The sequence below is a fragment of the Peribacillus sp. NPDC006672 genome (genome assembly GCF_050274955.1).
GTDB lineage: Bacteria > Bacillota > Bacilli > Bacillales > DSM-1321 > Peribacillus.
The window spans coordinates 43852-69760 of record NZ_JBNNOR010000002.1 but is presented as its reverse complement, the minus strand read 5'-3'; the positions used below and the strand labels follow the sequence as shown (position 1 = coordinate 69760).

Below are 25909 nucleotides of genomic sequence, written 5' to 3'. Positions count from 1 at the left end.
TCTCCCTTTCCGTTTTACGGTTATTTTTTCTCGTCTGTCCCTATAATATCCCTGAATAATTTTCGGCAGTTTTACCCCATTCTAAAACGTAAACTATATTAAAAAGGGTGGATGAAAATGAAACGGAAAGCCAATGTAGATGGTGCTGTCAAAGCAAGTAAAACGCCAAAAAGAAATCAAGCTGAAAATGAGTTTTCCAATGAGTTCGCATTAGAGGAAAACCCGATGAAAGGTGCCAACCGCAATTCAAAGCAAGGCAGAAAAGGAAGAAGTTAATGGATAAAGAAAAAAAACGGAACTCCCAGGAAAAGGTGGGGGAACATGTGCGAACTGAATTTGGAATCGAATTCAGTGGCGATATGAACGCAACCAAAATTTATGAAATATTGGCAGAAGAAAATAAAAAACGTGATAATAAATAAATAATTAAATAAGGACGGACCCATTTTGGGTCCGCCCTTAATCTTTAAAAAATGGCACTTCCGGATTTCGGGAGTGGGAAAATGGTTGATCCCTTTCCACTTGGATCAAAATAGGCAAGCATGATCGATGGTTTCTCGACGATTGTACCCTCAGCTAAATACGTTTCCAAATCAAAGGGTAGTGCCTCGAGCAAGGTGTGTTTGTGTATTTCTTTTTCATTAAGTGCCAAAGCTGTGAAAGAGGAACCAAGCTGTTCAGGCTTATTCAGAATATCTTCATATATCTCTTTCCGCCCATTTTTATCTAGTGAAGCTTCCCACCAAGGCTTACGTGGTTTATATTTTTGATTCATGAAATAATCCAATTTCATGAGTCCGATAATGTTTTTCAATTCAGCAGATTCCCGGGAAGCCAAAAACTGTTGTAAACGTTTGAACAAGTCTTCAAGCTGATGTCCGATTCGTGACCAGCCTTGTTCATCCCAATAGGTACCGAAATCTTGAAAGAAGTCGAATGGTGATGGGAATACCGTTTTGACAAGATATTCAGTGGTATGATCCATTCTATGATCGTTCCAGTATTTTTCAAGGACATCTTCAACTTGTTTAATGCGGACAATATCATCGAAGGTTAAAACGTTATTTCCCAGGATTTCATAGGGAGCATGATCACTGTAAATATATTGGTGTTCATTGGCACGTATCCGTAAGCCAGTACCACGGAGCATCTTTAAGAAGCCAAGCTGCATCTCTTCGGGTCTGAGCTCAAAAACATCATTGAAAGTCTTTCTGAAAGAATGATAATCTTCTTCAGGTAAACCGGCAATCAGGTCTAAATGCTGATCAATTTTCTGCCCTTCTTTTACCATAGTTACGGTCCTGGTCAGTTTTTCGAAATTCTGCCTTCTCATAACTAGATCATTTGTATGGTCATTCGTCGATTGTACCCCTATTTCAAAGCGGAACAATCCTGCGGGGGCATTATCGTTCAAGAACTGGATAACTTCCGGACGCATGATGTCCGCGGTGATTTCAAACTGGAAAACCACACCTGGAAGATGTTCATCAATTAAGAATTGAAACATTTCCATGGCATAGCTTCGGCTGATATTGAAGGTTCGGTCAACGAACTTAATGGTCTTTGCACCATTAGCCATAAGGTACCTGATATCTTCTTTAATCTTTTCACGATCAAAATACCTGACACCCACTTCAATAGATGAAAGGCAAAATTGACAACTGAACGGGCACCCTCGGCTAGTTTCGATATAGGTGACACGTTTGGATAGATCACCACGGTCTTCCTCTAAACGATATGGTGAAGGGAGCGATTTCAAATCAACCTTGCCGTTCTGAGGCTGGATGATTTTTTTTCCGTCCTGTCGATATGCAATGCCGCCGACCTTTTTATAGTCGTTTGGACCTTCAATTTCAGATAATAGAGCCTTGAAGGTGACTTCACCTTCGCCAATTACGATAAAATCTGCCCCGGGAATCTGGTCAAGCCATTCCCCAACATCATATGTGACTTCAGGTCCGCCGAGAATGATGACAATTTCTGGATTGATTTTCTTCAGCATGGCTACTACTTTCATTGTTTCCTCGATGTTCCAAATATAACAGCTGAACCCTATTACATCAGGTTTTTTGGAATAGAGGTCACCAACGATGTTCATAATTGGATCTTTTATCGTATATTCTGCCAGTTGTACATCATAATCTGGCTGGGCATAAGCCTTTAAATAGCGGATGGATAGCGATGTATGGATATATTTTGCGTTAAGAGTACTGATTATTATATTCATGTTAAAGGGCGTTAAAGAAACGCCTGGCTCCTTTCGTGTACATGTCTTTTTAAGCCAACAAGCACTAACGAGTAATTTTACCATAGCTCGCTCCATTTGAAAAATGGGTTATCGAAATGAACGGAAATCTTTCAGATTGAAAGCTGATTAAAAAACGGATAGAGCAGAAAGATGCTTTATCCGTTTTATTTTAAAATGCTTGTTTTATATATTCTTTCGTTTTAGTCATGAAGCGTTTTGTTTTGGTCGCCTTTAATTCGATGATCGGCTGGGCCATTGTGGCGATGATTTCGCTTGATAATAACACGGTAATCAAGAAGGATAGACCGGCAAGCATGATAAAGCTCTCTGTATTGCTGAAGTAGTCCTGTAGAGTGCTTTCACGGAAGAAGCGGATGAAAAATCCGTGCAGCAGATATACATAAAGGGTTTGTTTACCCCAATTCGTAAAGAAATATTGTCCGCGTGGGATGAATGAAAGAAAGCTGAACACTGAAATTATGCTCAATCCATAAAACCCCATTCGTTTAAACATGGATACGATTGTCGCATCTTCAAGATCGGCATATGGTTTCGAACCGAGAAGCCATTTATAATTGACATCGGCATTTAAATAAAAACCGATAAAAATCACTAACATGACACTAAGTGAAGCCAAACGAACCTTGGGTGTGAATAGTTTTTTTAAGTGATCTTTGCTTAAATGGTACCCGATCAAAAACATCGGGAAAAAAACGAATGTCCTCGAGAGACTAAGGTAATTGGAGATATGGTCAATATACCCAATCAATAAAGCGATTAAAATGGAAAAACCTATGCCCACTGATGGCTTTAGCTTTGAAAAACCAAGCAGCATGATGTTCCAGCAGAATAAACTGATCAAGAACCAAAGCGACCATTGGGGATCAAGCAAGTCAACAGTGAGTGCAGAACGGTCATATAAAAAATAATAGTAAACGGTATATATTAGTTGGAAAATGATGTAAGGTAAAATCAGTTTTTTTGTAATTTTAGCTAAATATCCTTTTTGATAAAAGCCTTTCGCAAAAAAACCTGAAACTAGAATAAAGGCAGGCATGTGAAAGGAATAAATGGTTTTATATAAAGCGTAAATCGTTTCACTATCATGTATATACGTATTCAGCAAATGTCCAAAGACGACAAAAGCCATGAGAATGAATTTGGCGTTATCAAAGAAAAAATCACGTTGTTTCATAGTTGCCTCCATTTAATAAATTTTTTAAGGTAGCTAGAGAGCATTGTTAATTCTTATACCCTAAATAAGTTGATCTAAATCAATATTTATTAAATTTATAAAAATATCCTTAAATTAAGCTTAACGTGAAGTTTTAAGTGATTCAACATACTATTATTTGACATAAAGGATAATTTAGGTTTTCGGTGAATGCACGGATTTTCAATAATACCGAGGAAAATCAAGATAGATGTCGAATAAAGTTGGTAAGTATGGGTTTTGAAAAGGGGTGTCAATATGAATATCGGTTATGGGAATGAAATGGAATATAAACAGGAAATTTTAAAATTGAATAAACAGATCGAAGGGTTTTTGAACATTTTCAATTCAATGCCAGAGCCTTATATTAGGGTTGATGAGCAACTATGGCTGACTTATGTCAATGATGCTGCTTGTGCCCTGCTGGAAACATCGAAAGATCAGCTGGTGTCCATGAAGATAACTGATTTTCTCGATGTTATCCCTTTAAATGATCTGGAAGAGTCCGGTACTCCAAAAAAGCTGGGTGAAAGGGAAAGGCAGTTGATCCAGCTCCATACCGGTGCCCTAAAGCAAATAGAGTTTATCCCAATAGGGACTCCTTCCGAAGGACAGCAATTTTATCGTTTGGGGGATGTGACATTGGATCTTTCATCATCCCGGGAAACAAGAATGTCAAGGCAGATGTTTTTGGACATTTTTGATACGGCCATAGAAAGCATCGTCCTATTCGATGGTTCAGGAATAATCATGGAAGTGAACCATGCTTTTATCCATGTCATGGGCATCCCGAAAAAAGAGATTGTCGGAAAGAATATGAGGGACCTCATTTCCCCTGATTATAAGGCAAATTGGGACGAGAGCATACAAAGAGCATTTGTTGAGTCGAACTCCAAAGGGGAGGTGGATATAATGATCGGGGTTGAACGGCATCATTTTACTTTTTCCATCAGCTCAGCGGTAGGAAATGAATTATACATGTCGGTGCTTCGAAGAATTACAGAATCAAATTTAATAGAAAAGAAGTTAGAGACGAGTGAACGGATTTTTGCGGAATTATTCGACCAGTCCATGGATGCGATTATATTCTGGAATGATGACGGCATCATTTTTCGAGTCAATCAATCAGCATGTAAAATATTTGAATCAAGCAGAGAGGAATTGATAGGCAGTTATATCTGGAAATACGTATACAGCAACAAACATCATTTTGGACAGATGATGGAAACGTTTGAAAGGGACACCCAAGTGAGGGGGGAACTGATTTATAAAATGCCGAATCACCAAATAAAATTACTTGAATTGACTGCCAAAAAACATGAGGGTGATGGGTATAACGTAACGATCTTTCGAAATGTCAGTGAGCGCTGGCTGATTGAGAAGGAATTAAGGGATAGTGAGAAGAAATTCAGGAAGATTTTTGAGGGGACATTAGACGGCTTGATTTTATGGAACCATGAAGGGTTCAAGGATATTAATGAAGCGGGTCAGAAAATATTGGAAATATCGAAGCGTAAACTGCTTTCTTTATCTGTAAAAGGATTCATCGAGAAAATCCCTGGAAATGTTCCTGCCTTGAACGCACATATTGATAATGTTTACAAGCATGAGGTCTACTCTTCCATCATTCCGATAACATTCGAAGATGGAACAATTAAGCATATTGAATTTTTAACGAGGAAGAATTTATATTCGAACCTGAATCTAAGTATTTTCCGTGATGTGAGTAAAAATCTCGAAATGCAGGAACAGATCCGGAAATCGGATACTTTGAATGTCGTTGGTGAACTGGCTGCAGGGATTGCACACGAAATCAGGAATCCAATGACTGCTTTAAAAGGGTTTATCCAGTTGCTTGAGGATGGTGTTAAAGGAGATTTCTCCACATATTTTCATGTGATTACATCTGAAATTAAGCGAATCGAAACCATCATCACGGAATTTTTGGTACTGGCTAAGCCACAGGCGCTAAAAGTTTTTAAACAGGATGTTCATACAATATTGAGAGAGACGCTAGAATTACTGGCCGCTCAGGCCTTGCTGGAAAATATTCAATTCGAGACAGATTTCGAAGAAGATGAGTTTAAGGTTTTATGTGAAGCGAACCAGTTAAAGCAAGTGTTCATTAATATAATCAAAAATGCATTGGAAGTCATGCCGGATGGCGGATCTGTACGAATTAAAACAACCCGATTTTCAGAGAAATATGTTTGTATTTCAATTACCGATCAAGGCATGGGGATTTCAACGGAAAAGCTAAAAAAGTTAGGGGAACCTTTTTATACGACGAAAGATAGGGGAACCGGGCTGGGGCTCATGGTCAGCTATAAAATCATTGAAGAGCACAACGGCTATATAGAAGTGGAAAGCGAAGTAGATATTGGGACGAGCTTTCATATATATTTGCCATTCAAGTGAGAGGTGGAAATGTTCTAGACCGTTGCCCAGTAACCAAAAAAGTATGGAAAGTCCTAATAGTAAATGGGGGATCCTTATTCAATGGATTCCTTTTTTTGTTTACATTTTCCATCATTATTATCTTGGAATCACGAATGAGGTTGTACCTGTCGAAAAAATATTGGGCTTTCATTAAAGTGACTTTCATTTTTGATAAATTTATCGGTTTGATATTGAGGTAAACAGCTGAATTTTTTAAACGGAAACGAACAGTGAAAAAAAATGGGAGAACTTTCGAATCGAGTTTCGGAGCTGGCTTCATATCAAATCCTCCTAATCATTATAAGAGGAATATAGGCTAGATATTTCCGTCATATCCTGTCTGCTGGTGGGTCAGGCTTTATCGCAATTTAAGAAGTTTTGTCTTTTTTTGCGAATCTATTTACATATAAGGCATATTTTGTAATACTTCTTTATTATGATGTAACTTTAAAAGGGCAGGAGTAGTGAATGCAGTTATGAGTTCTAGGTGTGCAACAGAAATTTGTTCTGAGATTCAAATGAAGCGTTGGGAAATGATGGAGTTGGCAAAAATGTATGGAATAGGTCATGAGTATACCCTTCGCCAAAGCGAGCAACTTGATAAACTTATAAATGAGTATTTGATTCTTCAACATCATTCGTCAGTGGAAGTGAGAAATATGCGAGAAGAAATGGTTGTTATTGTACAGAAGCCCTTTAATGTTGATATTACAATTTAAATGGAACTGAGAATGCACCATGTCTTCTTAAAATGGCGGTATTGGAGATAATCACCTTTAGGGCTATTGATCAGGTGAGTGTTTTCTGATGGAAATGAACTTTACAAACATTTCATGAAAACAATGTCAAGAAAGACTCAAATAAAGGACAATCCTTTTATTTTGAAATTCCTATGGGTATGAGACATACATTGAGGGGAGGCCACCAGAAGGTGTCCTTTCTAACGTTGGGAGTGGTTTAGAAGTTGAATTTAACTGAGTGGATTGCACTGATAAATAAAAACTAAAGGCTGACCCACATAATGGAGCCAACCATGGTCAGGTTTGGAAATTACAAAATTTCCAATAATATTACCATGAACAAAAGACCAACAATGAAGGAATAGGTTGAGGTGCGTTCATTACCATCCCCATGGCTTTCAGGAATCAACTCCTTATAAACGATGAAAAGCATGGCTCCGGCGGCGAAAGCTAGGCCGTAAGGAACCAGGAACCCAATGAAAGAGGTTAAATAATAACCTAATAAGCCCGTAATTATTTCGATGGTACCGGTTAGGGTTGCTATCAGGAATGCTGTGAATTTACCAATTTTTTGATTAATTAAAAACAAGGCGACGAGTAAACCTTCCGGAGCATTTTGCAGGCCGATGGCAAAAGCGATCAAGTTACCTGTATCAGCTGAATCAGAGGCGTAACTGACACCAACAGAAAGTCCCTCAGGAATATTATGGAGTGTAATGGCAGTGATGATAAGCAAAGCCTTTTCATCAAACTGAATACCACTTTTCGTATGGCTGAGATCGATATGCGGAATGTTTTTTTCCATGATCGTCAATGTCATTACCCCGAGAAAAACCCCAATGACAAGCTGTATATACCCTCCGGTGGCTAGAGACTCCGGAATCAGGCTCAATAAGGAAGCAGCCATCATAATACCAGCGGTAAATGCCAGAAGCGTGTCTCTGAATCGATGTGTAATTGAATCTTGAATGAACAAGATCGGTAACGCACCGAACCCTGTAGACATGGCAGATAGGATGCTGCCTAATAAAACTCCACTCATAAATTTCTCCTTTGTATAGTCCATATCATTACTTATTTATAAAATATAATATTAGGAAACAATAATTCATTGTATTGGGATGATGAAAAATATGTTCCAGGAAACACCCAATTTGCAGTCATGCATGAATAATGTGTATCACTCTTCTGCATACCATTTTTTCAATGTTAGATCAGTCGGCAGCAATATGCTGATGATCCCCAGCAATGGCAGGAATCCCACTAGCTTAATCATGGATTCGATTCCGATTATATCCGCAATGGCACCCAGTGAAACAGATCCAATGGCTCCCATTCCAAAGGCTAACCCTACAGTCAAGCCTGCCATTGTTCCGACTTTTCCTGGGACCAATTCCTGTGCGTATATTACTGTGACAGAAAAACTGCTCATTATAATGAAGCCTGCCATCAATAATAGGATAAAAGCGGCTGTAGGTGGTACGAATGGTAAAAGTGCGGTTAATGGCATACTGGCTGCGAACGAAAAGAGGATTACATTTTTGCGACCGTATCTATCCGCAAGCGGACCACCGAAAAACGTACCTACAGCTCCAGCGGCTAAAAAGGCAAATAGGAAAATCTGAGCGGATTTTATCGTGAATGAATGCTGCTCGATTAAATAAAAACTATAAAAGTTCGTCATGCAGGATACATACCAGGAACGGGCAAATATAATGAATAAAATTAATACCAAGGCTTTGGCCACTTTATGGGACCGCTCTTTATTGATTACTTTTGCAGCAAGCTTTTTAGGCTGGAAGTGAACTAATTTTTGAGAATACCACTTGGCAATATACAACAATAGGATAACGGCCGTTAAGGCAACCAGACCAAACCAAAGTGCGCCTTTTTGACCAAATGGAACAAGTACGATGGCTGTGATGAGTGGGGCAAGGGCCTGCCCGCTATTCCCACCTACCTGATAAATTGATTGTGCCAGGCCTCTTTTAGGGCCACCTGCCATGTAGGCAACCCTAGAGCCTTCCGGATGGAAAATGGCTGACCCAAAGCCCATCAAAATGACTGCACCAAGGATTATGGTATAGTTGGGGGCAATTGCAAGAATGATGACCCCAATTAATGTACTGGTCAATCCAATGGGCAATGCATAAGGAAGGGGCTTTTTATCCGTATAGAACCCAACTGCGGGTTGCAGAAGGGATGAGACGATATTCAGGCAGAATGCAATCATCCCCAGCTGAGTATACGTTAGAGACATTGATTTCTCGAGTATCGGGAACATGGCCGGTACAACGGCTTGAAGAGAATCATTCATTAAATGGCAGATGCCTATGATGATCATGATTTTCAGAGTCATATCTTGTTTTTGGGGTTTTACTTTAATGGCAGCGATACGTCCCATATGTATATTTCCTTCTTCCTGATTAAGAATTTTACCCATTCCATAAATAAAATAGATTCAATAAGGCACTTATGCATGACACCTTTAAAAAAATCAGAATCGTCAGTCCAGGCTTCATTTATAAATGAAACTCCTTGATGCATTACTAAGGTTGGTCACTAATAAGTGGTAGGCTGATTGTCACGGTTGTACCTTTTTGAGGTTTACTTGTAAGCTCAATGGTTCCGTTAAAAGATTCAATTATTCGTTTACACACAAATAGTCCTAATCCGGTTCCTTCCTTTTTCGATGTATAGAAGGGTTCGAACACTTTACCGATATCTTTTTCATTCAGTCCTTGCCCGGTGTCGATGATTATGATTTTAGCCCGTTCATTTTCATGGAGGATTCGAATCCTTAACTTTTTCCCAAGTTCCATGGCCTCGAAACCGTTTTTGGCAATGTTAAGAATGACCTGTTTGAGTTGGTCCTTTGTACAATGAACCCGGATCGGTTCCTTTACGATATTCCATTCCACTTCAATATTGAAGTGACGTGCTTCTGATTCTATTATTGGTCTCAATTCGGCAATGATACTGCGAATATCATATAAGGATAAGGTTTGGACCATGGGTTTCCCTAAAATCAAAAACTCGCTGACGATACTATTGATCCGTTCAATTTCCTTCATGATGACAGAGTAATAAAACTGATCTTGTTCTTCAGGGTGTTTTTCTACCAGTAACTGTACCAGTCCCTTTATGCCCGTAAGCGGGTTTTTTATTTCATGTGCAGTACTAGCAGCCAATGTACCGACAAAATCTATTTTTTGCCTATCGTTTAATAACTTTTGGTTTTTCGTATTTCTGCGTACGATCAGTTCCTCCACGACGGTATAGATCATGTGAGTAAAAAAGAAGGTGAAAAAGACAAGCATTAAAAAGACATTCATGTTATTTGTGTTAATCTTGTCGGGTATCTTCACGGACAGTTTCCAGTCCACTTCGGTTAAAGGAACATCCACCCATGTTGGATGTCCAGTAAATTCTTCAGCATTTATATCTAAAATTCGGGTTTTATCGTTTGTTTCCAATCTAAAGGTATGACCAGGGCTGAGCATTTTTAATATTTTTTCCATATGATCCAGCCTAATATGTGCCAATAAAAACCCTTGAGCCTTTTTATCATGATCTAGAATGGGAGCAAAAATGGAAAAATAATTGAAATCCGGGTCATATAGCTCCAGTGTTCCTGCAACAACGGCTTTTTGAGTTTTTACTGCACGCTTTATATCATCCTGTTTAATTAAATGGTAATTATTAAAATGTTTATTCGTCCCCGAGATGGAAATGCCATCCTGATTTAGCCAATATACTCCGGCATACCTGGAATCTGTATCTTTGATCCATTTCATAAGATGTTCGGTTTTTTTATCATCCATATAAAGAACAGAACTGCTAAGGCTAAGCAGCTCAAGGTTTTCCTTCGTTTCACTGATAACTTGATCTATGTATTCTTGATAAACGGCTCCCGCCCATACAGCTTGTTCCCGTCTTTCTTTTTGAATGGAACGTTCTAAATACATCCAATAAATGATAGACAGAATAATTAATGGTAGAATAACAATAAGTAGATATGTGGTGAATTTATGCCTTGTTTTCATGTTCGTCACTACTTTAACTTTTTTTTCAAGTATATCAAACTGAGTGATTAAACAATAGTGCATACTAATAGGGCAGATTGACAAAAAAGTCATAATGTCATATAATAACTTTTAATTCAAGATATTTTAATTAAAAACTTTAAGGTTGTGAAGTTATGGAGAATAATAACATCCAACAGTCTTTGAAACTGTTTATTGTGATGTCTAGAGCTCATCGATCAATTAATGATGTGGTGAATAAACATATAGCCGAAGAAGGTTTGAATCCAACTGAGTTTGCCGTACTGGAATTACTTTATCATAAAGGCGATCAGCCTCTTCAGCAAATAGGCGGAAAAATCCTGCTGGCGAGCGGCAGCATTACCTATGTCGTGGATAAACTTGAACAGAAGGAATATCTACAACGAATAGCATGTAAAGAGGATCGCCGTGTAACCTTTGCAAAAATAACGGATAAAGGAAAGGCCTTTATTGAAGGAGTATTTCCTGAGCATGAAAAAAGAATCGATGATATCATGAGCGTACTTACGCAAGATGAAAAGGCCACCGTGATAGAATTACTTAAAAAGATTGGATATTCCGCCCAAAATTAGCTTAAGAACCAGCACCCTGATTTTACTGCAGGTGCTGGTTTTTTATGTCTAATGGATGTTATGCAAAGCTGGTAAAACCTAATTTGTTCAAAGGGAATGAAGGTTTTTACTAACGCTGTGGCGAATTAAATTATATTACGATAACCGCGATTAAGGAGAATTTTTCTTGAAAGTGATTTCGATTGGAGGATAACGTTAATCTGGATTTTACAGTCAAAAAAATCTTGTTATATCGTGAAAAGGAGTGTACATATGAAATTTAATGAGTATGAGTATAAGCGTCCTGAAATGGATAATATTAAAACCCGGTTCATGAAAGCCTTGGAAAAGTTTACGTACGCTGAAAATGCTGATGCACAAATAAAATCCATGGAAGAAATAAGTGAAATTCGAAATTATGTGGGTACGATGTTTAATTTGGTCTATATTCGACATTCCATTGATACCAATGACGAATTTTATAAAGCGGAGAATGATTATTTAGATGACTTCTCCCCTGAAATGGAAGAGTTAACATCTAAATTTTACAGTGAACTCGTTCGCTCGAAATATCGTCAGGAGCTTGAGGGGAAATGGGGAAATCAACTATTTGACTTGGCAGAAGCCCAACTTAAAACCTTTTCGCCCGAGATCATACCGCAACTGCAAAAAGAAAATAAATTGTCAAGTGAATATTCGCAATTAATTGCCTCTGCAAAAATTCACTTTGATGGAAAAGAGCTTACACTTGCGCAGCTTCAGCCTTTTATGGAGTCGGCGGACCGTGAGTTAAGGAAAAATGCAAGTAAGGCATATTACGGTTTCTTTGAAGAAAAGCAGGGGGATTTGGATCGTATATTCGATGAACTTGTCAAGGTGAGGCATGGGATTTCGTTAGCGCTAGGTTATGAAAACTTCGTAGAGCTTGGGTATTATCGAATGACAAGGACTGATTATAATGCTGAAATGGCTGCTGCTTTCCGCAAGCAGGTGAAAGAAGAAGTGGTACCACTTGTAACCCGGCTGAAGGGACGTCAGCGTGAACGTCTTGGCTTGGAGAATTTGAACTATTATGATGAGAATTTTCATTTCAGTACGGGTAATGCCGTTCCAAAAGGCGATGCTCAGTGGATCATCGAAAATGGGAAAAAGATGTACCAAGAGCTTTCACCTGAAACGAATGAGTTTTTCAACTTTATGATAGATAATGACCTGATGGACCTTGTGGCAAAGAAAGGAAAAGAAAGCGGGGGCTACTGTACTTTTATAGAAGACTATAAAGCTCCATTCATCTTTTCAAATTTCAACGGGACTTCAGGGGATATAGATGTTTTAACACATGAGGCAGGCCATGCATTCCAAGTTTATCGCAGCCGTAATCTCGACATTCCTGAGTATTATTGGCCTACCTATGAAGCATGTGAAATCCATTCGATGAGCATGGAATTTCTTACCTGGCCATGGATGGAGCTATTTTTCAAGGAAGATACGGAAAAGTATAAGTTTTCCCATTTAAGTGGTGCACTTACATTCCTCCCGTATGGGGTAGCCGTTGATGAATTTCAGCATTTTGTCTATGAAAATCCCGATGCCTCCCCCATTGAAAGAAAGCAGGCTTGGCGTAAGATCGAGATGGATTATTTGCCGCATCGTGATTATGAAGGGAATGAATTCTTGGAGAATGGCGGGTATTGGCAGCGGCAAAGCCACATTTATCAGTCACCTTTTTATTATATCGACTATACGTTGGCTCAAATTTGTGCTTTCCAATTCTGGAAAAGGTCGGCTGAAAAAGATGAAACGGCTTGGGAGGATTATTTGAACCTGTGCCAACTTGGAGGCAGCAAGTCCTTCCTTGATCTCGTTGAATCTGCTAATTTGAAATCCCCATTTGTTGACGGTACTGTTCAGTCCGTTGTGAAGGTGATAGACGAATGGCTTTCAACTGTCGATGATAAAGCATTATAAAAGATGAGGTTTTATTTGATTCGGTAATTTATTGGATGCTTTAAAAAAACGCTTGAGGGTTACTCCTTAAGCGTTTTTAATCTTTTATCACGTTCAGGAAGTAAGGCATTGCACATACAAATCAGCTGCTTTAAGCCTTAGGGAAATGCATAAGAGGTAAATAGGGTCACAATGATATGATAGAGAGAACTTTCTCTTTAATGCCTTTAAGTCAAGGAAAAAACAGCTGACATAAGGAATATTGCTCGGCTTGTCTTAAATGTCTCTTCCTTACATATAAATGTAGGGAGGAGGGGAGAGTATGCTGTCAAGGTGGTCAGGGATTTTTCAGATTGCAGCGGTATATGTAGGCACAGTCGTTGGTGCAGGTTTTGCAACTGGAAAAGAGATTGTCGAGTTTTTTACCCGTTATGGCTTTTATGGCTTTATTGGTATTTTAATAGCAGGTTATATTTTCATTTTTACTGGAACGAAAATCATGCTCATTTCCGCAAGGATAAGAGCATCTTCTTATGAGGAGTTCAATGAATTTCTTTTTGGAAAGAAAATAGCAGGAATCATCAATATCTTTTTCCTTATCATGCTGCTAGGGGTGACGGCTGTCATGATTTCCGGTGCAGGCGCCGTTTTCGAGGAACAACTTGGTGTGCCGAAAAGTATAGGAAGCTGGTCTACGATCATCCTGGCAACCTTGGTCTTAATGATGGGAATGCGCGGTGTATTCACTGTAAACTCTTTTGTAGTACCAATCATGATCTGTTTTAGCTTGATCCTTTTTTTCTCGACTTTGGGAAATGGAGATTTCTTCAAGACCCTTACTAAAGTTCCCGATGAAGTGATTACCTTGAAAGTGATTTTGTCACCATTTGCCTATACAGCCTTTAACCTTGCTTTGGCACAGGCTGTGCTGGTTCCGGTGGCGTATGAAGTCCGAGATGAGAAGGTCATTAAACATGGTGCAATCCTTGGGGGGATATTCCTAACCATCATTTTATTATCAGGGCATTTTTCACTTATGACCCTTCCTGACCTGAATAGTTATGAAATTCCTTCGGCAGTTATTATGAGAACCGCAGCCGGTCAATTATATTGGATGTTCATTTTGGTAATCTACGGGGAGATATTCACTTCGGTCATCGGAAACATATATGGATTACAAAGGCAAATCAGCAGTTATATCAAATTGCCAAGCATTCTAATCATAGCTGTGATTTTTTTAATAGCTTTGATCATTAGTGAATTCGGATATGGAAGGTTATTAGGATATATTTATCCAGCTTTTGGATACATAAGCCTGCTTTTTTTAATTCTGGTCTGGAAAAGCAAGGCAGGGAAGGAGTAATGAAGTACGGGGGGCATGACCTTAGCCCTCCGTCCCAGGGGAAATGGGGGTTCATCCTTTCATAAGCGTCTTAGCCATTTCCAGAAAAGCAGCCCGGAAATCCATATCTTTTTTCGTGAACATAGTTAAGCGGACGGGTGCTTTTTCATCCTTGAGCAATACGGAAGTGATCACATCACCCCCACTTTCCACTTCAAATCCCGCGCCGTTCTCTATATCAAGTGCCGGATCCCTAATCGTTTTTGAAAGGCTTTTCAGCTGGGTATGAACGTTTTCTTCCACCTCATCCCAGTTGACATCCGCCGTCAACAATTCGATTCTCATATAAATGGAGTCATCTTCTTTCAGGAAAATAATATCCTTTCCAGGTTCTTCGGCACTCAATTTAAATTGTTGCAAAACATAGAGGCTGAACGGTTGATTATCACTTCTTTTTAAGAACGCTGTTTTTTCTATTGTTTTCCCATTACTTGTATATTGCAGGTTTTGCTCCATCAGTCTTACTTTGTTGTTGTTTCCGTCATTGCGACCTTGAGAAGAATTGCCTTCGTTCTCCTCGTTTACTGAATCTCCCTGTGGCTCATCTGCATTTTCGTCTGTGGTCATACCGCAGCCCGTCAGCAAAAAAGCGGTGAATGTGGCATAGCCAATAGAACGTGTCCAACTAGTCATTTCTTTTTCCCTCATCTCTCTGATAGAATTAAAAATTCATGATATCCCCACAATCACAAATGCAGGACCTTTAATGAAATAGACGGTATGGAGTGAAAATTGTTACAAAAAAGCAGGAGAATGAATTGGTATGATTCTAAAAAGTGAAAAACGGAATGGTCATTAAGAAACCATCCCGTTTGTTTACATTGACTTATCCTATGATTTTATAATTTTTATGGTTGACGACGGTCTTCTGTTCAAGTTCCAAATCACGATAATTTTCCATATACGTGACGTCCACGATTACGGAGTTCTCGTTCACTTTCTCGACGATTCCTTTTAAGCCTTCTCTAAATTCAATGATATTTCCAACTTCCGCTTTCTTCATGGTAATCATCCTTTCCCATTTCGTTTCCAATGATCAAACTATGGAGTAATTGGATTATTCGAACATCTTGCCGTTTAGATATTGACGTGGGGAGTGCAAGTAAGAGAATTAGATTCTCTTCTGTCGGTACAGTAAGCTAAACTGTTAAAGGAGGTGCGATTCTTGTATGGAGCAACTGTAATGATGTGGCATAATTTGGTATATCCTGTGGACACAGTTATGCATACCAGTATGTAATCCTATGTGCAAAAAATGCCAAACATTTTACATTATGATATTTTACTATACAGTTTGCACTATTTTAAAGCATTCGTAAAGAATAATGTAGCAAGATGGCCTCAAAAAATTCCGATTTATATTAAACGGCATGTTTATGATAAAATGGAAACGGAATTTCTCCTGTATGAATATGGATAGAACATTTGATAATTAAGGAGGATAATAGGATGAATGCTGAAGAAGCAAAAGATGTACTCGATAAACTGGCAAATCGGGAAATGGATGAATTCAAGATAACAAAGGAAGAATTTTTAGCTTTTCGTGAGGTTCTTGTAAAAAGGGAAGACTTTAAACATTTTCGGGGGAATGCTCAACATAACGGTGTGATAATTTATACGTATTTAGAAGAAGCGAGAAGTTAATGACCGGATATTATGGGGGTGGCTCACGATTGGGCCACCCCCTATCATTATTTACAATGGGAAATCATTTGCTTCCTTAATTTAATCAAAGCGGACTTTCTCCAGGATTTGACGGCTGCTGTAGTAACTTGATATAACTCAGCAATTTCAGTCACTGTTTTATTCTTCAGGTAGGTCTGCAAAAGCCAGCGTTGCTGATTCAATGTCAAGCCTGCCGTATAGTGTAAGATATTTTCGATGGCGAAGGCCTCTTCGTGCATTAAAAAAGGATCTTTAATCTCTAGTATGGCGGAATCAAATGGTTTGGTGTGGGTTTCATATTTATGATGATGCTTTAATTCATTCAGGATTTTTCCTTTGATTACAGTGTAGGCATAGTTAGAGAATTGTCCGTATTCCTCATTGAAACTTCTAAATGACTCCCATAAAGCAATCAACCCTACTTGAAAATATTCTTCCTTATTTTTATAGATGGAAAGTGAACGGATAATATGATGGATCATAGGGGTGAATTCAGTCTTTAGTGCTGAGAAATCATCCATTAAGCAGCTACCTTTAGAAAGTGCACTTTCAGTATTCCCGGGTGCTTCTACCATAAATGATCCGTTCGGCTATTGCTAAATGGCATAACGGAAAATGTAAGGGATAAAAAAGTGGGTTAGCAGGCGGTGAACCAGAAACTCATTGAAAGGAAACGGGAGATTCGGGAGTATTGAAAGTGCTTTTGAGCGCGGGGATGACCAAAAGAAAAACACATCCGGATAGTGGATGTGCCGAATCAATTCACTCAATTCTTCTTAGATAGTTTTTAAGTTCTTTAACGGTGACTCCTTCTAGTTTTTCATCTTCGTTCAAGTTAAACCCATATACATATGAAAATGATGTGTTTTTCTTTTTACAGATTACTTTTACCCGCAATTCAATGAAAATCATCATTTAGTTTAAACGTCAGCAATAGCTCAAAGTCTCCGTTCACAGGGAGCTATAGATAACACTGGGTTTTTACTCCACGGAGACTGATATCGAGAACGGACATGTCCCATTTCAGCTTTCATTATCCATGTTGTGCACTTCTATTATTTTGAAATAAACCAGGAAGTTGGGGGAGAACAGCTGACACGCTTCATTCCTGTGGTATTTCATTATGTATTCCTCTGAACATTTCTATTGCGATTTCCAAAGTAGGCATATAGATAAAACCATTGTTTTTGTTACCTCTGCGATTTTCGGAATCCAGCATCCTGTGCGTCTTGTTCGGTACAAAACATTTCTTCTGGTTTAGTTATTTCGTAATATTGGCCCGAAGGAATGTGATATATTTTATTGCCTTTAGAATTTATATTGCCTTTTATTTTGGGGTTATTGCAAGATGAGTTCACAGTGTTTTTTTTCTCTGATGTTTCTCCGGACTTCGAATCATCAAACCCTTTTGAAGTTGCATAGTTTTCAATTGACCATATACCGACTTCGTCTTTTTGGGCTTGTTTCTGAATATCTTCAAATTCATCAAGATATTTAGTGTTCGGTGCATAAACATAGGCAACCCTTGCCAGTCCTTTTTCAAGCAGGAGCTTATTCACCATTTTTCCATCAACATAAAAATAGGCAAGCAGCCGGCCGTATTTATCTCTTTCACCAATGCCGGTTTCTACTTCCACATTAGAACCAGCAGGCATTAAATCCTTGGTGAACTTGCTTGCTTCAGGTCCAAAAGGCTGAACGGGCTTGGAGGGGTGCACGGTTTCCGGGGTATCTACCAAAAGGAGCCTGACCGTTTCTTCCTTTCCGTTAGTCATTTTGATTTTTACTGTATCTCCGTCAACAACCCTGACGATCTTGGCTGTGAATGTCTTGCCTTTTTCTTCTTTGGAAGAATCGCTACTGGATTTTGTGTCTTGATTGGACGTCCCTTGTTTGGATGAGTCATTAATTAGGTTATCTGAAACCTCCTGGCAACCAGTTAAAGTGATCATGCAGATGGCAATCAGGAGAAGCGCATGCAAATAAGAATGAGAAAAGGTATTTCTTTTCATTATAAAGCCTCCAGTTCAAAGATATTTTCCATGTAGTCATGGATATGTGGGCAGGAATAATACTAACCTATTAAAACCGGAAAGAAAATCAAAACTCATTAAATTTTTACATACTTTACTATTCACTATGATTATTGTTTCTTATAATAAAATTGGAGAGTATGAAAGGTAGGCGTGAAAAAGTATGTTTAGGCTAGAAAAGATTAGATATAAAGGGATTTTAAATATTGATAGTCTGAAAATTTCAGCAAATATGGTTACTTGTTTGGCTGGAGAAAGTGGAGCCGGAAAAACTTCACTGCTTCGATTATTGAACAGAATGAATGAACCGGACAGCGGCTCGATCTTTTATCAAGATCAGCTGCTAGATAACCTTAATCCTATAGAGCACCGTCGGAAAGTCACTATGCTTTCTCAGACACCATTCATTTTACCCGGTACGATTGAAGAAAATCTTCAATTGGGCCTAGAATTGACAGAAAGAGAAAAGAAAGAGAAGGCAGAGTTCATGAAAGCCCTTGATACGGTTCTACTGCAGAAGTCTTTATCCGATGATGCGGAGATTCTGTCTGGCGGTGAGAAACAAAGGCTGGCACTGGCTAGATTACTATTGTTAAAACCCGAAGTTTATTTACTGGATGAGCCTACAGCTGCGCTAGATGAGGAAACAGAATTGAAGGTCATGAGCAGATTTATAGCAGAAGTGAAGCGGGAAAAGGGAACGGTCATCATGATAACCCATTCAAAACAACTCGCGGACATCTGTGCTGAAAAGATGATCGTTCTGAAAAAGGCAAAGGGGAGTGACTATTAATGGAGGGAAATGGGATAATAGATATTGAGTTCTGGCGTCTTTGTGCGGCCTACCTCTTTGTTGTAGTTCTGCTCATTATCGTGAAATGGCGAGGGATTTCACGGGAAAAGCAAATCATTCTCGCCACGGTACGGATGACGGCCCAACTCATTCTTGCGGGTTATGTTTTGACATATATTTTTGAAAATACCCACCCTTTACTTTCTTTAGGGTTTCTATGTGCGATGTCCCTGTTCTCCATCCATAATATTTTTAAGCAAGTGCCCTATACGCTTAATGAGAAAATCAAAAGGATGGTTATCATAAGTATGTTGACAGGTCCCATGGCCGCCTTGTTTTATTTTAATCTGGTCGTGATCCATTTCACGCCTTGGTATGAGCCAAGGTATTTCATTCCAATAGCAGGGATGATCGTGGGGAATGCGATGACTGGAGTGACATTAGCACTTAAAAACCTCCATGATGGGATTAGCAGTAATCGTGAAAAGGTAGAAGCGATGTTAATGCTTGGAGCGACACCAGCGAGGGCAGTGAAGAAATATGTGGATGCTGCATTCGATTCGGCAGTACTCCCAACTTTGAACAATATGCTCGGAATGGGGATTATTTTCCTTCCTGGAATGATGACAGGGCAAATCCTGTCGGGGATAAGCCCGCTCATCGCAATTGAATATCAGATTGCCATACTTATCGGGATTCTCGGGAGTGTTTCATTAACAGTTGTCCTTTTCATTATGCTGAGTTTCAGAGCCTTTTTTACCAAAAATGCACAGCTGTCCATTTAATCATTGAAGAATCTAAAAAGTAATAGTTGCAGTTCTATCTATATTTTTGTACTATTTTTTAGGTACCAGATAGTTTTGGTTTGTTTGTTGGGAATGATAATGATATTCTGATAAGGAAAAGGGCATATCTTTTTTCATTTCTTTCCTGATTGGATAGAGAAAACCCCTTACATAACCTATTTTTGTTAATTTATCTTAAAGGAGATTGATTTATATGGTAGAAAAAACATTTACAGTAACTGCAGAAACAGGAATTCATGCTCGTCCGGCTACATTGCTAGTACAAGCTGCAGGAAAATTTGATTCAGAAATAAACCTTTCTTATAAAGAGAAAAAAGTGAACCTTAAGTCCATTATGGGTGTAATGTCACTTGGAATTGGCAAAGGGGCAGAGATTACGATTTCTGCTGAAGGAAGCGATGAAAATGATGCACTGAACACACTTGCTGAAACATTGAACAGAGAAGGATTAGCAGAATAATGTCCACTTTGATTAGTGGAATAGCAGCTTCAAACGGAATAGCCATCGCTAAAGCCTACCGGCTGACTGAGCCAGATCTTTCGATTGAAAAAAGAAGCATAGAAGATGTCGGGGCGGAAATATCCCGTTTTAAGGAAGCTATTCAAAAGTCAACAGTTGAATTGGAGATAATCAGGGAAAAAGCCGAAAAGGACTTAGGGGCCGATAAGGCCGCTATTTTTGACGCGCACCTACTTGTTTTGGCTGATCCGGAACTTATAACTCCAATTCAGGATAAAATACAATCAGAAAACGTCAACGCTGAGTTCTCTTTAAATGAAACCGCAAGCATGTTCATTACGATGTTTGAACAAATGGATAATGAATACATGAAGGAACGTGCAGCTGATATCCGAGACGTCACGAAACGGGTACTGTCGCATCTTTTAGGTGTTCATATTCCAAATCCAAGCATGATTGCTGAAGAAGTGATTATCATTGCGGAGGATTTGACTCCATCCGATACAGCACAGTTGAATCCGGCTTACGTCAAAGGTTTTACGACCGATATCGGTGGACGTACATCCCATTCAGCCATAATGGCGCGTTCATTGGAAATTCCAGCAGTCGTAGGAGCAAAGTCAGTAACTTCGTCCATCGAAAATGGTGACTTGGTTATTATTGACGGGTTAAAAGGTGAAGTACACATCAACCCTACTCCTGAACTCGTGAAACGCTACGAAGAGGAACAGGAAGCCTATGCTTTGCAAAAGGCTGAGTGGGCGAAGCTGGTCCATGAACAAACGGTTACAAAAGATGGCCATCATGTGGAATTGGCTGCCAATATTGGTACGCCGAAAGATCTAGAGGGCGTTCATCAAAATGGCGGTGAAGGCATCGGGTTATACCGTACTGAATTTCTTTATATGGGCAGAAATGACTTTCCAAGTGAAGAAGAACAGTTCGAGGCATACAAAGCGGTGCTAGAAGGAATGTCAGGAAAGCCTGTAGTCGTCAGAACGCTTGACATAGGCGGAGACAAGGAGTTGCCTTATTTAGAGCTTCCTAAGGAAATGAATCCTTTCCTTGGATACCGGGCGATTCGGCTCTGCTTAAATGAGCAGGAGATTTTCCGGACACAGCTCCGTGCCCTGCTTCGTGCAAGCATCTACGGAAATTTGAAAATCATGTTCCCAATGATTGCAACACTAGGCGAATTCCGCGAAGCAAAAGCCGTCTTGGCTGAAGTTAGACAGGAATTGCTTGATAATGGTGTTCAAGTTGCTGAAAAAATTGAAGTCGGAATTATGGTTGAAATCCCTTCAACTGCAGTGATGGCTGATATATTTGCTAAGGAAGTCGATTTCTTCAGCATAGGCACTAATGACTTGATTCAGTATACGATGGCCGCTGACCGAATGAATGAGAGAGTATCTTATTTATACCAACCATATAATCCAGCTATTCTTCGCCTGGTTAAAATGGTTATAGATGCAGCTCATAAAGAAGGGAAATGGGCCGGAATGTGCGGTGAGATGGCTGGAGATGAAGTAGCTGTTCCAATTTTAATCGGAATGGGTCTCGACGAATTTTCCATGAGTGCCACTTCCATTCTAAAAGCACGTTCCTTGATTAGCCAACTTTCGCTTGAAGAGATGAAAAAACTGTCTCAGGATGTTTTGGTAATGGATACAAATGATAAAGTGAAAGAAGCGGTAGTTAACGCTTTGAAGCAATAAATAATGACAAACGGCACCCCGTCCCCTTCGGATGGGGTGCTGTCCTGTAATTTTTCTTAAATCATTTAGAAAGAATGTTTATTGCAACAAAATGGGGGTAAATAAAAAGCAAGCACAGTTGTTTGGCTCTATTAGGGCAGCTGACATTCTCATTTCCCCCTTTGTCGCCGGTTGGTTAATCCAACCGGCAATTTTTTTGAGTTTATCCAAGGGAAATAAAAAAACACGGGAATGATTATTCAGATTTTTCACTTTTCAAATGAAACGATATAATGAAATTATATTTAAATTTTTTATGAAAATGGGGGATCTAAGATGGATTTACATTTGCAAAAGAAAAATGCTTTGATTTTAGCTTCAAGCCAAGGATTAGGGAAGGCGATGGCAGCTGAATTGGTTAAAGAAGGAGCAAATGTCATGCTAGCCAGCCGTGATGGAGAAAAGCTTGCCGCCGTCCAAAGGGAATTATCAAAGCTTGGGGCGGGTAAAGTGGCTTATATGGCAACGGATATAACAAAAGCTGAAGACATTAAAAGCCTGGTTGAGCAAACAGCTGAAGAGTTCGGCGGTATCGACATTCTTATTAATAACGCCGGAGGTCCTCCTGGGGGTTCATTTTCAGATTTCAATGATGAAGAATGGCAACAATCTTTCGAACTTAATTTATTGAGCTTCATCAGGACGATCCGTGAGAGCTTGCCGCATCTAAAAAAACAGGGCGGAAAAATTGTTAATATTGCATCTTCATCCATTAAGGAGCCTATTCCAGGATTGATATTATCGAATACATTCCGCACCGCAATCGTGGGATTGTCAAAGACACTTGCTACCGAGTTAGCTCCAGACGGGATTTTGATCAATACAGTTGGTCCGGGAAGAATTGCAACAGACCGCATTCAGCACCTTGATAAAATGAATGCAGAGAAACAAGGCGTCACTCCCGAGAAGATAACTGAACAATCCATAAATAAAATCCCTCTTGCCCGTTACGGGGAACCCGAGGAATTTGCTAAGTTCGTTACTTTCCTTGTTTCAGGTGCGAATACATATTTAACGGGCCAGTCCTATTTGGTTGACGGGGGAATGATAAAGTCGATTTAAGTTTTTTTGAAAACAAAATGATTGGGAGGGATTTTCAGTGACGAAATCGAACGAAGTAATCGGATTCATAGGTTTAGGAGTAATGGGAAAAAGCATGGCCGTAAATCTACTAAAGGCAGGATTTGAGGTAATTGTTTATACCAGGACGAAAGAGAAGGCAAGTGAATTGCTTTCAAAGGGAGCGAAGTGGGCATCTGCACCTAAGGAAATTGCACATATAGCTAATGTGATCATTTCCATGGTAGGATACCCTAGCGATGTGGAAGAAATTTATTTTGGAGAAAATGGGCTTATCGAGAATGGGAAAAAAGGAACCCATTTAATCGATATGACGACCTCCACCCCATCCTTGGCCATGAGAATAGCAGAGGAAGCCAAGAAAAGAGGAATGCAATCATTGGATGCACCGGTTTCCGGAGGAGACATCGGTGCTCGTGATGCGAAGCTTACGATCATGGTGGGCGGGGAAAGTGAGGCATTTGAAGCGGTTCGGTCCATTTTTGATATTATTGGCAGCAATGTCGTATATCAAGGCCCAGCGGGGTCAGGACAGCATACGAAAATGTGCAATCAAATCGCCATTGCATCTAATATGATCGGAGTAACTGAAGCGATTTCTTATGCCAAAAAGGCGGGATTGGATCCAGACCGGGTTCTAAGAAGCATATCATCGGGTTCTGCTGGCAGCTGGTCACTTTCAAACCTTGTGCCGCGAATGGTCAAAGGGGACTTTGAACCAGGTTTTTATATCAAGCATTTTATTAAAGATATGAAGATTGCACTTGATGAAGCGGAAAAAATGGGAATGGACGCTCCTGGATTAAGTCTGAGCAAATCCCTATATGAGGGGCTGGCAGAAGCTGGCGAGGAAAATAGCGGTACCCAGGCATTATATAAATACTATAATTAAGTGCTAGCATTTCTTTTTCATGAATAAGCTGATAGCGATAGCCTTTACAAAAAGGAGCGATCGATATGGGCGAATTCGATGATATCAACATGAAATTTCAGGAATTAGAGGATGGTCGATATATTGTCAGGATTGAAGGTTATAAACGCGAAAAAACCATTCATCAAACAAAGCCCATTCGTTGGGATTTGAAATTAATGAATGAAAGTCCGCTAATCCTGCCGGTAAAATTCAGTCATATCGAAACGAATGCCGGTTTCCAGATCCTGATGCGCGAATTGAAAAGTTTAGGTCTTTCAAAGCCGCGCTCCGCAAAGGAATTTGAAGAAGTGATGGCTGATTTACTCGGTTCCATCGTTGAAGTGAGCCTTACCACGACAAATAAAGAAGAAGGATATCGGGAAATTCGTTTTTTACGGAGATTGTATTAGTTGTCCGGCATGGTGAAAAACCATCAGTTGCCTGAAATCTTTGAGAATAGGAAAGTGGCCTTCAATCATTCCAATGAAGGCCACTTTTTTGTCTGATTCGCTCAAGATAAAAATGCTTCTATGCGGTCCAAAGCCTTTTCCAGGGTTTCCATGGAATAGGCATAGGAAATCCTAAAGTACCCTTCCCCAAGTGGAGAGAAAGCGTCACCAGGGACTACCGCCACTTTTTCCTGTTTGACAAGATTGAGGCAAAAGTCAATGGAAGAGGTATAGCCTTCAGGCAGCTTTATAAAGAAGTAAAAGGCACCATTTGGTTTGACTATTTCCAGTTTCATCGCTTGTAATCGACTGTATACGTATTCCCGTCTCCGTGCATACTCGGTCTTCATGGGAATGGCATCATCCTTACCTGCCGTCAATGCGGCCAAGGCAGCTCTCTGCGATATGGAGGAGGCACAAGTAACATTGTATTGATGGACCTTCAGAATATGCTGAGAGATGGCTGCCGGCGCAAACAGAAGGCCAATTCTCCACCCGGTCATGGAATGGGATTTGGATAAACCGTTCAGGACGATGGTTTGTTCTTTTAAGAAAGTGGCAATCGATACATGTTCCTGATCGAATACAAGTTCACTGTATATCTCATCAGCCAATATGAAGATGTCCTTGCCTCTTACAAGTTCGGCAATGTCCAATAATTCTTCGGCAGACAATGTTACCCCAGTCGGATTCGATGGATAGGGAAGAACGATGCAACGAGTTTGATCAGTTATGTACTTCTCAATTATATCTGCAGTCAAACGAAATCCATTTTTTGTTGTATCGGCATAAATCGGTGTTGCACCGCACATTTTGATGAGGGGTTCGTATCCTGGATATACCGGCCCTGGTAATATGACTTCGTTACCTGGGATGAGGATCGTTCGAAAGGTAATGTCAATGCCCTCGCTGGCACCTGATGTCACGATGACTTCATTCGCTGGATCATAATCGAGCCTGTATTTCTCTTTTACATATTCAGAGGCAGCTTCCCTTAATTCCAGATAACCGGCATTGTGAGTATAAACGGTATAATCATTATCGATGGCTTGTTTTGCCGCTTCTTTTATATGCATTGGAGTGGGAAAGTCAGGCTGTCCTATCGTTAAGGAAATGGTTCCTTCGATATCAGCGACCATATTGTAGAATTTGCGGATCCCTGATATTTGAACGTCTTTTACTAGAGGGTTTATTAAATGTTCCATGATGAATATCCTCCCTTTTCATACTTCATGAGATTATGTACTATGTTTGACGGATTCATTTATATTTTATCATTTAGTTTGGATGGGGGAGAAATACTTTTTGAGATTAATGAATTAAAGGTATACTGTATTTATAAGAAA

At 39.6% G+C, this 25909-nt stretch carries 25 protein-coding genes; 15 read left to right on the top strand and 10 right to left on the bottom strand.

Features of this window, described 5'->3' with window-relative positions:
• Nucleotides 1–117 precede the first annotated feature (117 nt).
• Together ACQKKK_RS03670 and ACQKKK_RS03665 are read left to right on the top strand one after the other, a co-directional pair.
• Nucleotides 118–276 carry a hypothetical protein gene (locus ACQKKK_RS03670; RefSeq protein WP_185148035.1) on the top strand — a complete coding sequence of 53 codons (159 nt, stop codon included), beginning with the start codon at nucleotides 118–120 and terminating at the stop codon, nucleotides 274–276.
• The gene (locus tag ACQKKK_RS03665) at nucleotides 276–422 is read left to right on the top strand and encodes a hypothetical protein (RefSeq protein ID WP_427614180.1); all 147 of its coding nucleotides are present in this window, start codon (nucleotides 276–278) and stop codon (nucleotides 420–422) included. Before ACQKKK_RS03670 ends, ACQKKK_RS03665 begins: the two co-directional genes overlap by 1 nt.
• Nucleotides 423–466: 44 nt before the next feature.
• On the opposite strand, the gene ACQKKK_RS03660 is transcribed toward ACQKKK_RS03665, so the two are convergent.
• Together ACQKKK_RS03660 and ACQKKK_RS03655 are read right to left on the bottom strand one after the other, a co-directional pair.
• Nucleotides 467–2227, bottom strand: coding sequence for a B12-binding domain-containing radical SAM protein (locus tag ACQKKK_RS03660; RefSeq protein ID WP_427614767.1), 1761 nt, complete (start codon nucleotides 2225–2227; stop codon nucleotides 467–469).
• Between the two features lie 190 nt (nucleotides 2228–2417).
• On the bottom strand, nucleotides 2418–3443 hold the full coding sequence (locus ACQKKK_RS03655; protein ID WP_427614178.1) for an acyltransferase family protein: 1026 nt from the start codon (nucleotides 3441–3443) through the stop codon (nucleotides 2418–2420).
• 276 nt (nucleotides 3444–3719) lie between these two features.
• Here ACQKKK_RS03655 and ACQKKK_RS03650 point away from each other — a divergent pair, with 276 nt between their 5' ends.
• Both ACQKKK_RS03650 and ACQKKK_RS03645 read left to right on the top strand, forming a co-directional pair.
• Nucleotides 3720–5879 (top strand): PAS domain S-box protein, encoded by a 2160-nt coding sequence (locus ACQKKK_RS03650; RefSeq protein WP_427614177.1) that lies wholly within the window; start codon nucleotides 3720–3722, stop codon nucleotides 5877–5879.
• A 485-nt stretch (nucleotides 5880–6364) separates the two neighbouring features.
• Nucleotides 6365–6619, top strand: coding sequence for an aspartyl-phosphate phosphatase Spo0E family protein (locus ACQKKK_RS03645; RefSeq protein WP_427614175.1), 255 nt, complete (start codon nucleotides 6365–6367; stop codon nucleotides 6617–6619).
• A 331-nt stretch (nucleotides 6620–6950) separates the two neighbouring features.
• Here the strand turns inward: ACQKKK_RS03645 and ACQKKK_RS03640 are convergent, their stop codons facing one another.
• The 3 genes from ACQKKK_RS03640 to ACQKKK_RS03630 form a co-directional block, all read right to left on the bottom strand.
• Nucleotides 6951–7682: a ZIP family metal transporter gene (locus ACQKKK_RS03640; protein ID WP_427614174.1), complete on the bottom strand. Its 732-nt coding sequence runs from the start codon at nucleotides 7680–7682 to the stop codon at nucleotides 6951–6953.
• A 138-nt stretch (nucleotides 7683–7820) separates the two neighbouring features.
• A complete protein-coding gene (locus ACQKKK_RS03635; RefSeq protein WP_427614172.1) occupies nucleotides 7821–9044 on the bottom strand; it encodes an MFS transporter in 1224 nt (407 codons plus the stop codon).
• A 145-nt stretch (nucleotides 9045–9189) separates the two neighbouring features.
• The gene (locus ACQKKK_RS03630; protein WP_427614171.1) at nucleotides 9190–10686 is read right to left on the bottom strand and encodes an ATP-binding protein; all 1497 of its coding nucleotides are present in this window, start codon (nucleotides 10684–10686) and stop codon (nucleotides 9190–9192) included.
• Nucleotides 10687–10841: 155 nt separating this feature from the next.
• Between ACQKKK_RS03630 and ACQKKK_RS03625 the strand changes: the two genes are divergently transcribed.
• The 3 genes from ACQKKK_RS03625 to ACQKKK_RS03615 all read left to right on the top strand — a co-directional run bounded on the left by ACQKKK_RS03625 (nucleotide 10842) and on the right by ACQKKK_RS03615 (nucleotide 14568).
• The gene (locus ACQKKK_RS03625; protein ID WP_034314147.1) at nucleotides 10842–11279 is read left to right on the top strand and encodes a MarR family winged helix-turn-helix transcriptional regulator; all 438 of its coding nucleotides are present in this window, start codon (nucleotides 10842–10844) and stop codon (nucleotides 11277–11279) included.
• Nucleotides 11280–11531: 252 nt separating this feature from the next.
• Entirely contained in the window at nucleotides 11532–13226 is a 1695-nt protein-coding gene (locus ACQKKK_RS03620; RefSeq protein ID WP_427614170.1) for a M3 family oligoendopeptidase, read from the top strand.
• Between the two features lie 301 nt (nucleotides 13227–13527).
• Complete coding sequence (locus ACQKKK_RS03615; RefSeq protein ID WP_427614169.1) at nucleotides 13528–14568, top strand: YkvI family membrane protein; 1041 nt, start codon at nucleotides 13528–13530, stop codon at nucleotides 14566–14568.
• A 51-nt stretch (nucleotides 14569–14619) separates the two neighbouring features.
• Here ACQKKK_RS03615 and ACQKKK_RS03610 read toward each other — a convergent pair whose 3' ends face one another.
• Nucleotides 14620–15240, bottom strand: a complete 621-nt coding sequence (locus ACQKKK_RS03610) for a hypothetical protein (RefSeq protein WP_427614168.1) — start codon at nucleotides 15238–15240, stop codon at nucleotides 14620–14622.
• A gap of 193 nt (nucleotides 15241–15433) precedes the next feature.
• A complete protein-coding gene (locus tag ACQKKK_RS03605) occupies nucleotides 15434–15610 on the bottom strand; it encodes a YkvS family protein (RefSeq protein WP_064505160.1) in 177 nt (58 codons plus the stop codon).
• 446 nt (nucleotides 15611–16056) lie between these two features.
• On the opposite strand from ACQKKK_RS03605, the gene ACQKKK_RS03600 reads away from it, so the two are divergent.
• Entirely contained in the window at nucleotides 16057–16251 is a 195-nt protein-coding gene (locus ACQKKK_RS03600) for a hypothetical protein (protein WP_427614166.1), read from the top strand.
• 47 nt (nucleotides 16252–16298) lie between these two features.
• Here the strand turns inward: ACQKKK_RS03600 and ACQKKK_RS03595 are convergent, their stop codons facing one another.
• Both ACQKKK_RS03595 and ACQKKK_RS03590 read right to left on the bottom strand, forming a co-directional pair.
• Nucleotides 16299–16793 (bottom strand): sigma-70 family RNA polymerase sigma factor, encoded by a 495-nt coding sequence (locus ACQKKK_RS03595; RefSeq protein WP_427614165.1) that lies wholly within the window; start codon nucleotides 16791–16793, stop codon nucleotides 16299–16301.
• Between the two features lie 669 nt (nucleotides 16794–17462).
• Nucleotides 17463–18284, bottom strand: coding sequence for a thermonuclease family protein (locus tag ACQKKK_RS03590; protein ID WP_427614164.1), 822 nt, complete (start codon nucleotides 18282–18284; stop codon nucleotides 17463–17465).
• A 184-nt stretch (nucleotides 18285–18468) separates the two neighbouring features.
• On the opposite strand from ACQKKK_RS03590, the gene ACQKKK_RS03585 reads away from it, so the two are divergent.
• The 7 genes from ACQKKK_RS03585 (at nucleotide 18469) to ACQKKK_RS03555 (ending at nucleotide 24524) form a co-directional block, all read left to right on the top strand.
• Nucleotides 18469–19098: an ABC transporter ATP-binding protein gene (locus ACQKKK_RS03585; RefSeq protein ID WP_427614162.1), complete on the top strand. Its 630-nt coding sequence runs from the start codon at nucleotides 18469–18471 to the stop codon at nucleotides 19096–19098.
• Nucleotides 19098–19883 (top strand): ABC transporter permease, encoded by a 786-nt coding sequence (locus tag ACQKKK_RS03580; RefSeq protein WP_427614161.1) that lies wholly within the window; start codon nucleotides 19098–19100, stop codon nucleotides 19881–19883. The genes ACQKKK_RS03585 and ACQKKK_RS03580 overlap by 1 nt, the downstream gene beginning before the upstream one ends.
• A 214-nt stretch (nucleotides 19884–20097) precedes the next feature.
• Nucleotides 20098–20364 carry a phosphocarrier protein HPr gene (locus tag ACQKKK_RS03575; RefSeq protein WP_061462235.1) on the top strand — a complete coding sequence of 89 codons (267 nt, stop codon included), beginning with the start codon at nucleotides 20098–20100 and terminating at the stop codon, nucleotides 20362–20364.
• Nucleotides 20364–22082: a phosphoenolpyruvate--protein phosphotransferase gene (ptsP, locus tag ACQKKK_RS03570; RefSeq protein ID WP_427614159.1), complete on the top strand. Its 1719-nt coding sequence runs from the start codon at nucleotides 20364–20366 to the stop codon at nucleotides 22080–22082. Before ACQKKK_RS03575 ends, ptsP begins: the two co-directional genes overlap by 1 nt.
• A gap of 315 nt (nucleotides 22083–22397) precedes the next feature.
• Nucleotides 22398–23183, top strand: coding sequence for an SDR family oxidoreductase (locus ACQKKK_RS03565; protein ID WP_427614158.1), 786 nt, complete (start codon nucleotides 22398–22400; stop codon nucleotides 23181–23183).
• A gap of 37 nt (nucleotides 23184–23220) precedes the next feature.
• The gene (locus ACQKKK_RS03560) at nucleotides 23221–24093 is read left to right on the top strand and encodes an NAD(P)-dependent oxidoreductase (protein WP_427614157.1); all 873 of its coding nucleotides are present in this window, start codon (nucleotides 23221–23223) and stop codon (nucleotides 24091–24093) included.
• A gap of 65 nt (nucleotides 24094–24158) precedes the next feature.
• Nucleotides 24159–24524, top strand: coding sequence for a hypothetical protein (locus ACQKKK_RS03555; protein ID WP_061462238.1), 366 nt, complete (start codon nucleotides 24159–24161; stop codon nucleotides 24522–24524).
• A gap of 101 nt (nucleotides 24525–24625) precedes the next feature.
• Here the strand turns inward: ACQKKK_RS03555 and ACQKKK_RS03550 are convergent, their stop codons facing one another.
• Nucleotides 24626–25768 (bottom strand): aminotransferase A, encoded by a 1143-nt coding sequence (locus ACQKKK_RS03550; protein ID WP_427614156.1) that lies wholly within the window; start codon nucleotides 25766–25768, stop codon nucleotides 24626–24628.
• Nucleotides 25769–25909: the final 141 nt, after the last annotated feature.

What these genes read in the sequence shown, in the direction of transcription:
- ACQKKK_RS03670 (WP_185148035.1), top strand. Translation starts at nt 118, where the DNA reads ATGAAACGGAAAGCCAATGTAGATGGTGCTGTCAAAGCAAGTAAAACG.
- ACQKKK_RS03665 (WP_427614180.1), top strand. Translation starts at nt 276, where the DNA reads ATGGATAAAGAAAAAAAACGGAACTCCCAGGAAAAGGTGGGGGAACAT.
- ACQKKK_RS03660 (WP_427614767.1), bottom strand. Translation starts at nt 2,227, where the DNA reads ATGAATATAATAATCAGTACTCTTAACGCAAAATATATCCATACATCG.
- ACQKKK_RS03655 (WP_427614178.1), bottom strand. Translation starts at nt 3,443, where the DNA reads ATGAAACAACGTGATTTTTTCTTTGATAACGCCAAATTCATTCTCATG.
- ACQKKK_RS03650 (WP_427614177.1), top strand. Translation starts at nt 3,720, where the DNA reads ATGAATATCGGTTATGGGAATGAAATGGAATATAAACAGGAAATTTTA.
- ACQKKK_RS03640 (WP_427614174.1), bottom strand. Translation starts at nt 7,682, where the DNA reads ATGAGTGGAGTTTTATTAGGCAGCATCCTATCTGCCATGTCTACAGGG.
- ACQKKK_RS03635 (WP_427614172.1), bottom strand. Translation starts at nt 9,044, where the DNA reads ATGGGACGTATCGCTGCCATTAAAGTAAAACCCCAAAAACAAGATATG.
- ACQKKK_RS03630 (WP_427614171.1), bottom strand. Translation starts at nt 10,686, where the DNA reads ATGAAAACAAGGCATAAATTCACCACATATCTACTTATTGTTATTCTA.
- ACQKKK_RS03625 (WP_034314147.1), top strand. Translation starts at nt 10,842, where the DNA reads ATGGAGAATAATAACATCCAACAGTCTTTGAAACTGTTTATTGTGATG.
- ACQKKK_RS03620 (WP_427614170.1), top strand. Translation starts at nt 11,532, where the DNA reads ATGAAATTTAATGAGTATGAGTATAAGCGTCCTGAAATGGATAATATT.
- ACQKKK_RS03615 (WP_427614169.1), top strand. Translation starts at nt 13,528, where the DNA reads ATGCTGTCAAGGTGGTCAGGGATTTTTCAGATTGCAGCGGTATATGTA.
- ACQKKK_RS03610 (WP_427614168.1), bottom strand. Translation starts at nt 15,240, where the DNA reads ATGACTAGTTGGACACGTTCTATTGGCTATGCCACATTCACCGCTTTT.
- ACQKKK_RS03605 (WP_064505160.1), bottom strand. Translation starts at nt 15,610, where the DNA reads ATGAAGAAAGCGGAAGTTGGAAATATCATTGAATTTAGAGAAGGCTTA.
- ACQKKK_RS03600 (WP_427614166.1), top strand. Translation starts at nt 16,057, where the DNA reads ATGAATGCTGAAGAAGCAAAAGATGTACTCGATAAACTGGCAAATCGG.
- ACQKKK_RS03595 (WP_427614165.1), bottom strand. Translation starts at nt 16,793, where the DNA reads ATGGATGATTTCTCAGCACTAAAGACTGAATTCACCCCTATGATCCAT.
- ACQKKK_RS03590 (WP_427614164.1), bottom strand. Translation starts at nt 18,284, where the DNA reads ATGAAAAGAAATACCTTTTCTCATTCTTATTTGCATGCGCTTCTCCTG.
- ACQKKK_RS03585 (WP_427614162.1), top strand. Translation starts at nt 18,469, where the DNA reads ATGTTTAGGCTAGAAAAGATTAGATATAAAGGGATTTTAAATATTGAT.
- ACQKKK_RS03580 (WP_427614161.1), top strand. Translation starts at nt 19,098, where the DNA reads ATGGAGGGAAATGGGATAATAGATATTGAGTTCTGGCGTCTTTGTGCG.
- ACQKKK_RS03575 (WP_061462235.1), top strand. Translation starts at nt 20,098, where the DNA reads ATGGTAGAAAAAACATTTACAGTAACTGCAGAAACAGGAATTCATGCT.
- ptsP (WP_427614159.1), top strand. Translation starts at nt 20,364, where the DNA reads ATGTCCACTTTGATTAGTGGAATAGCAGCTTCAAACGGAATAGCCATC.
- ACQKKK_RS03565 (WP_427614158.1), top strand. Translation starts at nt 22,398, where the DNA reads ATGGATTTACATTTGCAAAAGAAAAATGCTTTGATTTTAGCTTCAAGC.
- ACQKKK_RS03555 (WP_061462238.1), top strand. Translation starts at nt 24,159, where the DNA reads ATGGGCGAATTCGATGATATCAACATGAAATTTCAGGAATTAGAGGAT.
- ACQKKK_RS03550 (WP_427614156.1), bottom strand. Translation starts at nt 25,768, where the DNA reads ATGGAACATTTAATAAACCCTCTAGTAAAAGACGTTCAAATATCAGGG.